Annotated in this window: 7 protein-coding genes; 3 read left to right on the top strand and 4 right to left on the bottom strand. The window is 57.9% G+C overall.

Translation table 11 applies throughout. The features are described 5' to 3' along the window. Positions 1-30: 30 nt before the first annotated feature. The 3 genes from nfuA to ALO64_RS00210 form a co-directional block, all read right to left on the bottom strand. Positions 31-624 (bottom strand): Fe-S biogenesis protein NfuA, encoded by a 594-nt coding sequence (gene nfuA, locus ALO64_RS00220; protein WP_005732819.1) that lies wholly within the window; start codon positions 622-624, stop codon positions 31-33. Positions 625-694: 70 nt separating this feature from the next. Then, entirely contained in the window at positions 695-1,717 is a 1,023-nt protein-coding gene (locus ALO64_RS00215) for an acyltransferase family protein (protein ID WP_002553664.1), read from the bottom strand. Between the two features lie 185 nt (positions 1,718-1,902). Beyond that, positions 1,903-4,035, bottom strand: a complete 2,133-nt coding sequence (locus tag ALO64_RS00210; protein WP_031599337.1) for a fatty acid cis/trans isomerase — start codon at positions 4,033-4,035, stop codon at positions 1,903-1,905. A 332-nt stretch (positions 4,036-4,367) separates the two neighbouring features. Here ALO64_RS00210 and metH point away from each other — a divergent pair, with 332 nt between their 5' ends. Further along, positions 4,368-8,087 (top strand): methionine synthase, encoded by a 3,720-nt coding sequence (gene metH, locus ALO64_RS00205; protein ID WP_044343972.1) that lies wholly within the window; start codon positions 4,368-4,370, stop codon positions 8,085-8,087. A 12-nt stretch (positions 8,088-8,099) separates the two neighbouring features. Here the strand turns inward: metH and ALO64_RS00200 are convergent, their stop codons facing one another. After that, a complete protein-coding gene (locus tag ALO64_RS00200) occupies positions 8,100-9,200 on the bottom strand; it encodes an ABC transporter substrate-binding protein (RefSeq protein ID WP_044343971.1) in 1,101 nt (366 codons plus the stop codon). Positions 9,201-9,754: 554 nt separating this feature from the next. Here ALO64_RS00200 and ALO64_RS00195 point away from each other — a divergent pair. Both ALO64_RS00195 and ALO64_RS00190 read left to right on the top strand, forming a co-directional pair. Continuing rightward, positions 9,755-11,413, top strand: a complete 1,659-nt coding sequence (locus tag ALO64_RS00195) for a nitrite/sulfite reductase (RefSeq protein ID WP_002553658.1) — start codon at positions 9,755-9,757, stop codon at positions 11,411-11,413. After that, positions 11,397-11,891 carry a DUF934 domain-containing protein gene (locus tag ALO64_RS00190; RefSeq protein WP_002553657.1) on the top strand — a complete coding sequence of 165 codons (495 nt, stop codon included), beginning with the start codon at positions 11,397-11,399 and terminating at the stop codon, positions 11,889-11,891. The genes ALO64_RS00195 and ALO64_RS00190 overlap by 17 nt, the downstream gene beginning before the upstream one ends. Positions 11,892-12,030: the final 139 nt, after the last annotated feature.

Below are 12,030 nucleotides of genomic sequence, written 5' to 3'. Positions count from 1 at the left end.
CTAGGGCGTTTTTGCGCAGCAGAGAAAGGCTTAGTAGTAAGCGTTTTCTTTCTGCGTATGGTCGGTAACATCGCGAACACCCGACAGCTCGGGAATGCGCTCAAGCAACGTACGCTCGATACCTTCCTTCAACGTGACATCGGCCTGACCGCAACCCTGGCAACCGCCACCGAATTGCAGAACAGCAATATTTTTCGACTCTTCTTCAACCACATCGATCAGCGTGACCTGACCGCCGTGACTGGCAAGGCCCGGATTGATCTCGGTTTGCAGATAATAATTGATGCGCTCGTTGATCGGGCTGTCGGCATTGACCATTGGCACCTTGGCGTTTGGTGCCTTGATGGTCAACTGGCCGCCCATGCGATCAGTGGCGTAATCAACTACGGCATCATCCAGAAAGGCTTCGCTGAAACCATCAATCCAGGCGGTGAAGCTCTTCAGGCCGATAGCCTTGTCTTCCGGCTTTTCTTCACCCGGCTTGCAGTAGGCAATGCAGGTTTCAGCGTACTGAGTGCCGGGCTGGGTAATAAATACGCGGATGCCAATGCCCGGGGTGTTCTGCTTTTCCAGCAGATCGGCCAGATAATCGTGGGCGGCATCGGTAATAGTGATAGCGGTCATGAAAATTCCTCGCAGACGTGCCAGCAGTTTACGCCAATCGGCACCGTCACACAAAGTCCTAGTATTTTTGTCAGGTTAATGCCTGCGCCTGGCTGACCGCTCGGCGTCCATCCAGCCAGGCTTTCATCCGGCGGTAAAGACCCTTCTCGATCCACTCATAACTGACCCAGGCACCGATGGCGATGATCGGCACGCAGAACGCGAAAACCACATAGGGGCTGAGGCCAAAGCGCTGCGCCATCAGCAAGCCGCCGTACAGCACCAGAACGTGCAGCAGGTAGACCGAGTACGAGCAGTCGCCCAGTACCTTGAGCAGCCTGTTGCCCTGGAAATACGGTTCCAGCGAGATGCACGATAGTACGATCAAGGCACTCGGCAGGCCCCAGTTAAGCAGACGCTGCTCGTTGGTCAGGTGATTGATCGCATACAGCCCTACCGCAATGCCCGCCAGCGGCAGCCATAGCGCCTGTTTGATCCAGCCACGGCGATAGAGGATGCCGATGCCGATACCCAGCAGGAATTCGTAAATGATGTCATTGCCATAGAAGCGGCTGATCAGCCCGGCGCGAGCCAGAACCTCACTGACCGCAAACAGCGCTGCGGCAATGATCAGCGGCCGGTGACGCTGTTGAAAGAGGAATACCACCGAGAACAGCAGGTAGAAAAACATCTCATAGTTGAGCGTCCAGCCGACGTTAAGCGTCGGGTAAAGGCCATAACCACCGGGGTTTTCGGAAGGAATGAATACCAGTGACAAGAGGAAGTTCTGCCAGCCGATGACCTGATGCGGGAGCATCGGTGCTGCAATCAGCAACAACAGAGCCATGGCGGCGGTGTACAGCCAATAGGCCGGAACGATGCGAATCAGACGATGCAGAATGAAGCGCCGTGCAGGCATATCGCTGTTCTGCGTCGACAAAAAGATAACCAGACCACTGATGACAAAGAAGATATCAACGCCGACCGCGCCCTTCGACACAAAGAACTGTCCCACCGGGCCGCTGGCCTTGAAATCGAAAAAAATCTGCATGAAGTGATGACACACCACGACCCACGCTGCGAACGCCCGTAGCGCCTGAACTGAAATCAACATCACAAAAAACCTCTACTGCCTGACTTTCAATCATGGGTCGTTTGATAAACCGGCCTATGACGCGCACCATTTCGGACCACCTTTTTGGAAAAAAGATCGCGCGAGATACATTTTGTTCAGGAAGTAAAGATGGCCGCAGGCAAGGCCATGTTGCACAAGGGCCTGCGGCGTGAAGCCCCGGTTTTTCAGAGGTTCTCGTAGCGATTCATGTCCAGCACACCCGCTTCGCGTGGTTCAGTTTCCTGAACGTAGCGATTCAGATCGTGGAAGTAACTCCAGAACAGTGGATGAGTACGACGGATGCCCCAACGCTGGACGATTTTTCCGAAACTCGCCTGATCCTTGCTCTGCTGCATGGCATCGACAAAGGCCGGCACCTGTGCGACCGGAATATTGAAGATGAAATTCGGATAACTGCTGAGCACGCCCGGGTAGACGGTCAGTGTGTCCAGCCCCGGTATATAGCGATAAGACTCGCCCAGCAGAAACGCGACGTTACTGTGCGCACGGTTGCGCAGCATGCTGTAGATCATGCGTTTGCCGTCGCTGCCCTCGATGCGCAGCATGCTTGCTTCCGGCAATTGATCGATGACTTTCAGGCCCGCCGCCGGGCGTGAGGTCAAACGGCTCAGTGCCTGTTCCGCCTGGGCAAAACTGCTGTCGAGGTTTGGCCGAGAACAATACGCCCCGCTACAGCGGTTGATTGGATCAGGCGCGGCATTCAGGTTGCCGGAACGCTCGATCAGCTTGAACGCAAAGTCACGCTGCGGGGCCTTTTCATCGAGTTTGATACCGGTTGGCGTATCGTCATCGATCTTCTGGTAATCCAGCCACATCTTGATCTTGCCGCCATCCTGATAAAGATTGCTGAGTATGTCTTCCCGACGATCGGCAGGCATCAGGCGCAGGAAGTTGATCTCGGCACCGTTGCGGATCAAATCGAAATACAGCCGGGTCTGTGCCTGATGTGAAACGTTGCCATAGACATCGAAGTTCACCGCCAACTGGTAATAGGTACGCTCCAGCAACGGGAAGTCGAACAACCACATGGAGTGCGGCACGTCGCCAATCAGGCCTTTATTGACCGAAGCGCTGTCGAAATGACGGAAAACGGTCAGCAAGGCATTGTCGTTGCCAGCCCACAGCGTGCTCCACCCCGGTGCCGGCATTTTTGCGTAACTGTCGCGGCGCATGTCTTCATATTGATTACGCCGGTCCCGGTACGACAGCCACAGGCTGAGCACGCTGCCGACGTCATCGTTCTGCCCCGGCATGGCCAGTAAAGGCGTGGCCTGCCCGCGATAAGCCGCATCGGTGATGTAGTGGTCGTGCGCCGGGTCCTGGAACAGTACCCAGAACTGATCGCGAATCACATCGGTCGCGATCTGCCCGCGACAGACCGGCCCGCGAATGAAGGTGCGGACGAAATACTCGGCGTTGTCGAGCATGAACTGATAACGCGCCGCTGCCGGGATCGCTTCAAAGGTCAGGAACGGATTGGCCCGATGGCCAGGGCCATAGCCAGGCAGTGCGTTGACCTTCCAGTCGTTACCATAGAACAACTGCCTGACCCGCATCAGTTTCTGTGGGCTCATGGCATAGGTAATGTGGGTCTTGTGAACGATCACGCCCTGCACAGGGATCAATCGATAATAGAAGTCACTGCCCGGATCATCGTCGGGGCGACGAGTAGCGATCAGGTCCACAGGCTTGCCGCTTGGAGTTCGCGAGCGCACCCACTGGAAGAAGTGCCCCGCCTCACCGCCTTCGAAATAGATGTGCGCCAGGAACAGGTGCTCGAACAGCCAGCGACCGACCAGCGCCTGATTCGCGCCAGGCTCGTTGAGCTGCGCCTCCCAGGCATTGATCTGCGCCGTTTCCGTGACACTCGGGGTAATGCCCTGCTGCTCGACCGGGGCACCGGCGGCCAGCCAGCGTTGCAGCGTCTGGTATTCGGCATCGGTCAGGCCAGCCACCGCCAGTGGCATGCCTTGTTGCGCATGAGCTGCGGCATAGGCGTTGAATTCGCCGGGCAGCGGGCAGACATTTTCGCGATTGATGCCCAGTGCGATCTCGTCTGGAATTTTGCTGTTGGCCGGCAACGGCGCGCTGCGCCCCAGATCGAGCATGCGCGCCATCAGGGCTGCCTGACTGCCCTGGGCCTCCAGCACAGAGTAAAAACCCTTGCCGCGCCACGCCTCGGTATCACGCGCATCATAAAACAGTCGGGTCGGCGCTACCGCCTCGCTGCGCTCGCCCTGGTAAACCGGGATCTTGCTGGCACCACGGCTCACGCCTTCCCCGCTGCCCAGGTTCAGCTGGCAGGGAGCGTCGTTGCAGGCATGGCAGGCAACGCATTTCTCGGTAAGGATCGGCTGAATATCCTTTACGTAGGAAATAGCCGGGCTTGCGGGTGTGGCTGAGGGTGTCTGGGCCTGTGCAGCACAGCAGATAAAAAGCAAGGCGATGCTTGCCAACAAACGGTGCGGCATATCCCGTAGGCTCTGTCATTAAAAATGGCACAATTCTACTAGGCCGTAATTGCCTCCAACATGAATGATTTTCATGCAAAAGCCGCAGCACCACCAAAACCGCTCCGGTTTGCTATCATCCCGTCCTTTAAAGTATCGACCTTCTCAAGGTAGCCCCCATGTCTGACCGCCGCGCCCGCCATCAAGCCTTTCTCACTGCTCTGAAACAGAGGATTCTAATCCTCGATGGCGGCATGGGCACCATGATTCAGAGCTACAGGCTTGAAGAGCACGATTATCGGGGCAAGCGCTTCGCCGATTGGCCAAGCGATGTCAAGGGCAACAACGACCTGTTGATCCTGACCCGGCCTGACGTGATCGGCGCCATTGAGAAGGCTTATCTGGATGCCGGTGCCGACATTCTCGAAACCAATACCTTCAACGCCACTCAGGTCTCCCAGGCCGACTATGGCATGGAGTCGATCGTCTACGAACTGAACGTGGAAGGCGCGCGCCTGGCACGCAAGGTCGCAGACGCCAAAACCCTTGAAACGCCGGACAAGCCGCGCTTCGTGGCGGGCGTGCTGGGCCCTACCAGCCGCACCTGCTCGCTGTCGCCGGACGTCAACAACCCTGGCTATCGCAACGTCACGTTCGACGAGCTGGTCGAGAACTACAGCGAAGCCACCAAGGGGCTGATCGAGGGCGGTGCCGACCTCATCCTGATCGAAACCATTTTCGACACACTTAACGCCAAGGCGGCGATCTTTGCCGTGCAGGGCGTGTTCGAAGAAGTGGGTTTTGAACTGCCGATCATGATTTCCGGGACCATCACCGACGCTTCGGGACGTACCCTGTCGGGACAGACCACAGAAGCCTTCTGGAACTCGATCAGCCACGCCAAACCGATCTCGGTCGGTCTGAACTGCGCGCTGGGTGCCAGCGAGCTGCGCCCTTACCTGCAAGAGCTGGCCAACAAGGCCAACACCCATGTATCTGCGCACCCCAACGCCGGTCTGCCCAACGCCTTTGGCGAATACGACGAGCTGCCGAGCCAGACGGCGAAGATCATCGAAGAGTTCGCGCAAAGCGGCTTCCTGAACATCGTCGGCGGTTGCTGCGGTACGACGCCAGCGCACATCAAGGCGATTGCCGAGGCTGTTTCGGGCTACGCGCCACGCGAAATTCCGGACATTCCAAAAGCCTGCCGCCTGTCGGGCCTGGAACCGTTCACCATTGATCGTCAGTCGCTGTTCGTCAACGTCGGCGAGCGCACCAACATCACCGGCTCTGCCCGCTTTGCCCGTCTGATTCGTGAAGACAACTACACCGAAGCGCTGGAAGTCGCCCTGCAGCAGGTCGAAGCCGGTGCCCAGGTGATCGACATCAACATGGACGAAGGGATGCTCGACTCGAAGAAGGCCATGGTGACCTTCCTCAACCTGATCGCAGGCGAGCCGGACATTTCCCGCGTACCGATCATGATCGACTCGTCCAAGTGGGAAGTGATCGAGGCCGGCCTCAAATGCATCCAGGGCAAGGGCATCGTCAACTCCATCAGCATGAAGGAAGGCGTCGAGCAGTTCATTCATCACGCCCGCCTGTGCAAGCGCTATGGTGCAGCCGTGGTGGTCATGGCCTTCGATGAACAGGGGCAGGCCGACACCGAGGCGCGCAAGAAGGAAATCTGCAAGCGCTCCTACGACATTCTGGTCAACGAAGTGGGCTTCCCGCCGGAAGACATTATCTTCGACCCGAACATCTTCGCCATCGCTACCGGTATTGAAGAGCACAACAACTATGCCGTGGACTTCATCAACGCCTGCGCCTACATCCGTGACGAGCTGCCGTATGCGTTGACCTCGGGTGGCGTGTCCAACGTGTCGTTCTCGTTCCGCGGCAACAACCCGGTGCGCGAGGCGATTCACTCGGTGTTCCTGCTGCATGCGATCCGCAACGGCCTGAGCATGGGCATCGTCAACGCCGGCCAGCTGGAAATCTACGACCAGATCCCTGCTGAACTGCGTGACTGCGTCGAAGACGTGGTGCTCAACCGTAACGCCGAAGGCACCGACGCACTGCTGGCAATTGCCGACAAGTTCAAGGGTGATGGCAGCGTCAAGGAAGCGGAAACCGAGGAATGGCGCAGCTGGCCGGTCAATCAACGGCTGGAGCATGCGCTGGTCAAGGGCATCACCACTCATATCGTGCAGGACACCGAAGAGTCGCGTCTGGCATTCACCCGCCCCATCGAAGTGATTGAAGGCCCATTGATGGCGGGCATGAACGTGGTCGGTGACCTGTTTGGCGCAGGCAAGATGTTCCTGCCTCAGGTGGTGAAGTCCGCACGGGTCATGAAACAGGCAGTTGCGCACCTGATCCCGTTCATCGAGCTGGAAAAAGGCGACAAGCCCGAAGCCAAGGGCAAGATCCTCATGGCCACGGTCAAGGGCGACGTCCATGACATTGGCAAGAACATCGTTGGCGTGGTGCTGGGCTGTAACGGCTACGACATCGTCGATCTCGGGGTGATGGTGCCTGCCGAGAAAATTCTCCAGGTGGCGCGCGATGAAAAGTGCGACATCATTGGTCTGTCAGGCCTGATCACGCCGTCGCTGGACGAAATGGTCCATGTTGCCCGGGAAATGCAGCGCCAGGACTTCCATCTGCCCTTGATGATCGGTGGCGCGACCACCTCCAAAGCCCACACTGCGGTCAAGATCGAGCCTAAATACAGCAATGATGCAGTCATCTACGTCACCGACGCTTCACGTGCGGTGGGCGTGGCGACCCAGTTACTGTCGAAAGAACTGAAACCGGCCTTCATCGAAAAGACCCGCCTGGAATACGTCGAAGTACGTGAGCGTACCTCGGCACGCAGTGCGCGCACCGAGCGCTTGAGCTATGGCGCGGCGGTGGCGAAAAAGCCGCAATTCGACTGGGAAAACTATACCCCTGCCCAACCGACCTTCACCGGCACCCGGGTCCTGCAGGATATCGACCTTAACGTGCTGGCCGAATACATCGACTGGACACCGTTCTTCATCTCCTGGGATCTGGCCGGTAAATACCCGCGCATCCTGACCGACGAAGTGGTCGGTGAAGCGGCCACCGCGCTGTATGCGGACGCCACTCAGATGCTGCGCAAGCTGATCGACGAGAAACTGATCAGCGCCCGTGCAGTATTCGGCTTCTGGCCAGCCAATCAGGTCAACGATGATGATCTGGAAGTCTATGGCGACGACGGCAAGCCGCTGGCGAAGCTGCATCACCTGCGCCAACAGACCATAAAGCCTGACGGCAAGCCGAATTTTTCGCTGGCCGACTTCGTCGCGCCGAAAGACAGTGGCCTGACCGACTACATCGGTGGTTTCATCACCACAGCCGGCATTGGTGCCGAAGAAGTTGCCAAGGCGTATCAGGACAAGGGCGACGACTACAACTCGATCATGGTCAAGGCGCTCGCCGACCGTCTGGCCGAGGCCTGTGCCGAATGGCTGCACCAGCAGGTGCGCAAGGAATACTGGGGTTACGCGAAAGACGAGGCGCTGGACAACGAGGCGTTGATCAAGGAGCAATACATGGGCATTCGTCCGGCTCCCGGCTACCCGGCCTGCCCGGATCACACCGAAAAAGGCACCCTGTTCGCCCTGCTCGATCCACTGCCGGAAGGCACACCCGAACATACGTCCGGCAAAAGCGGCGTGTTCCTGACCGAGCACTACGCAATGTTCCCGGCTGCGGCCGTCAGCGGCTGGTATTTTGCCCATCCTCAGGCGCAGTACTTTGCGGTAGGCAAGGTGGATAAGGATCAGGTCGAAAGCTACACCGCCCGCAAAGGCCAGGACCTGAGCGTCACCGAGCGCTGGCTGGCACCGAACCTGGGTTATGACGAGTAAGCACTGACCCGGCTACTTGCCGCCTGGGCGATCAGGCGGCAACATGTTTTTCAGGGAAAACGGTGAGTCCTCGCCAAAAGCCCCCACGTTGAATGCCTGAATATCAAGCCGGTAGCGCTCCTCGCGGGTTGCGTTCAGAAAGCGTTGCGTGTCCTGTGGCTCGACCAGGTGCAACACATCGATAGTGCGTGCGCCGACCTGTTGCCGGGCTTGCCGCTGGGCAGTGTCATAGCGATGCAACAGGATGATTGCCCATCCGCCCAGGGTGAAATGCCCGGTAGCAACCACGCTCAGATTGCCATTGAGCTGGGCCTGCAATGAAAGCGAGGTGCCATTAATGGCACTGAACAACAAATCTTCACCCGGTTTACCGCCTTTTTCCCGCAATGCATCCATCGCACTGAACGCCATTTGCTCATTGGCAGCCCATACCAGGCGTGTCTGCGGGTAGCGTTTGAACAACACGCGCGCCTGCTCGAGTGCGCGATCCCGACGCCATCCTCCCAGCGCAATTTGCCGCAAATGCACCTCCGGGTGCTCTGACAAGGCGCGCAGCATGCCTTTTTCACGCAACAGGGACACAGGCGTGGTGTTGGTGCCCGAGAACGCGAGCATTTCAACCTCCTGCCCGTCCATGACCGGGTGAGCAAGGCTGATAAGCCTTTTCGCCGTGAGGTAACCACCCTGCTCGTCGTTGCCGACCAGGCTGCCAATGAAATCCGGATAGCGCGACGGCAGATCACCCAGAATACGAATCTGATCCGCCGTCAGTGTATTGTTGACGGCGAACAGCTTGACCCCGCTGCCTGTAGACATACGCAGGATTTCAGGGGCGACATTCAGCTCATTGGAAAACATCAGGTAGTCCGGACGCACATACCCTTGCAGCGTATCGCGCGCCATGGCCAGCAACTTGCGGGTGTCGCGATCGGTATAGAGAATTTTGAGTGACATACCGGTGGTATCGGCGGCCGTCTGCATCACCCGGGCATGGCTCTGCCAATAGCCATCGGTCTCTGTACCGGGACTCAGAAATACCACCGAGGCGGCACATGCGGATCCGGCCCACCAAAAGCCGAATAGCATTAGCCAGCCAACAAATAGCGCCTTCATATCAACGAACCTTGAGGTAGCAGGAATTTATCGCTACACGCGAGTTATCGGCTGCTACAGCAAGGTTCTGGAGACTCAGGCAAATTCTTTGTTCAGCCGTCACTGGCTGCTTGCCCAGAACATCGCCGCGCCCACGGCCAGTATGACAATGAATAAAATGGCCCAGGTGTCCACGGATCTGCCCGGTTTGGTTACTTTCGGGTGCTTGCTCATCGCATCGCCTCTTGTCGGTCTTATGGGTGATTGCATATGAAAGGAAGGGTTACGACACTCATTCGGCATCGGTCAATTCACAGTTAAGTCGAGTCTTGCCCACACGGCAAGCAGGGATATGACCGAACGCCTTTTTGCTTATCGCTTTTAGTGATTTGCATATATACAAACATCACTTTTATCGATATCTGCAAACTGCTATCGTCGCCTTCGCTCCCGACGGAGTGCGCGGTCGTGCGCGCAGAATTGACCAGATGAAGCAGGCTACCGCGAGTGACGGGCGTGTGCCCTGACTGACGCAACTGCCCTGCTTCATGACGAAGCCTGAGAACAGGACCTATATGTACGTATACGACGATTACGATCAGAAGATCATCGAGGACCGCGTCAAGCAGTTCCGGGATCAGACCCGACGCTATCTGGCCGGGGAGCTGAGCGAAGAAGAATTTCGACCATTGCGCCTGCAAAACGGCCTTTATGTGCAGCGCTTTGCGCCGATGTTGCGTGTGGCGGTTCCATACGGCCAGCTGACCTCGCGTCAGGCGCGCATGATGGCCAAAATTGCCCGTGACTACGACAAGGGCTACGCGCACATCAGTACTCGCCAGAACGTACAGTTCAACTGGCCTGCGCTTGAAGATGTACCGGATATTCTCGCTGAACTGGCGACCGTGCAGATGCACGCGATCCAGACCAGCGGCAACTGCCTGCGCAACGTGACCACCGACCAGTTTGCCGGTGTTGCTGCAGACGAGCTGGTGGACCCACGCCCATGGTGCGAAATAGTCCGCCAGTGGACCACGTTCCACCCGGAGTTCGCCTACCTGCCGCGCAAGTTCAAGATCGCAATCAACGGTTCGACCAGTGATCGCGCCGCCATCGAAGTACATGACATCGGTCTTGAACCGTTGCGCAACGAAGCCGGCGAGCTGGGTTTCCGCGTCCTGGTGGGTGGCGGCCTTGGCCGTACGCCGGTTGTAGGTGCCTTCATCAACGAGTTCCTGCCGTGGCAGGACCTGCTGAGTTACCTCGACGCCATCCTGCGGGTCTACAACCGTTATGGCCGTCGCGATAACAAGTACAAGGCGCGGATCAAGATTCTGGTCAAGGCACTGACGCCCGAGGTGTTCGCCGCCAAGGTCGACGCCGAAATGGCGCACTTGCGTGGTGGCCAGACCACCCTGACCGAAGCCGAAGTGCAGCGCGTTTCCCGGCACTTCGTCGACCCGCAATACAAGGCTCTCAGCGACCAGCACGCCGAACTGGCAGCACTGGACGCTCAACACCCAGGTTTCGCTCGCTGGCGTCAACGCAATGTGCTGGCCCACAAAAAGCCTGGCTACATTGCTGTGACCCTGTCGCTCAAGCCCACCGGCGTTGCGCCGGGCGACGTGACCGACAAGCAGCTGGACGCCATCGCCGATCTGGCCGATCGCTACAGCTTTGGTCAACTGCGCACTTCCCACGAGCAGAACATCATCCTGGCCGACGTCGAGCAGGCCGAGCTGTTCACCCTGTGGAACGAGCTGCGCGACAATGGTTTTGCCACACCGAACATTGGTCTTCTGACCGACATCATCTGCTGCCCTGGCGGTGATTTCTGCTCGTTGGCCAACGCCAAGTCGATTCCGATTGCAGAATCCATCCAGCGCCGCTTCGACGATCTGGACTACCTGTTCGATATCGGCGAGCTGGACCTGAATATTTCCGGCTGCATGAATGCTTGCGGCCACCACCACGTCGGCCATATCGGCGTGCTGGGCGTGGACAAGAAAGGTGAAGAGTTCTATCAGGTCTCACTCGGCGGCAGTGCCAGCCGTGATGCGAGCCTCGGCAAGATCCTCGGCCCTTCCTTTGCCCAGGAGGCGATGCCGGACGTGATCGAGAAGCTGATCGACGTCTACGTTGAAAAACGTACAGAAGACGAGCGCTTTATCGACACCTACCAACGTATTGGCATTGACCCTTTCAAGGAGCGCGTCTATGCAGCGAATCATTAAGAACAACGAAGTCATTGATGAAACCTGGCACTTGTTGCCGAAGGAAACCACCTTTGACAGCCTGTCGAACTGCGACGACCTGATCGTGCCGCTGGCACTGTGGCGCGAACACGCGCATGCATTGAAGGCACGCGATGGCGGTTTGGGCGTATGGCTGGACAGTGATGAAGAAGCCGAAGAGATTGGCGCAGATGTGGACCAGTTTCAGGTCATCGCCCTGAACTTTCCGGCTTTCACTGACGGTCGTAGCTTCTCGAACGCGCGCCTGTTGCGTGATCGCTTTGGCTACAAGGGCGAATTACGTGCCATCGGCGACGTGTTGCGCGATCAGTTGTTCTACATGCGCCGCTGTGGCTTCGACGCCTTTGCAGTGCGTGCCGACAAGGACCCGTACGAGGCGCTGGAAGGCCTCAAGGACTTTTCGGTGACCTATCAGGCTGCAACCGACGAGCCGCTACCGCTGTTCCGGCGCCGCTGATTCAGGCGACCTGCATTATCGTCTCTGTGCTCACTTGAGATGACTATCGTGCCTGCGCTCCGCGTAGGCATGCAGTTCGTGGTTCTGTGGTGTCAGGTGATTGGCGTTCGGCTCAGATTCTCGTTCCCACGCTCCGCGT

The sequence above is a fragment of the Pseudomonas meliae genome (assembly GCF_001400515.1).
GTDB lineage: Bacteria > Pseudomonadota > Gammaproteobacteria > Pseudomonadales > Pseudomonadaceae > Aquipseudomonas > Aquipseudomonas amygdali.
This window is presented reverse-complemented; position numbering and strand designations above follow the sequence as displayed.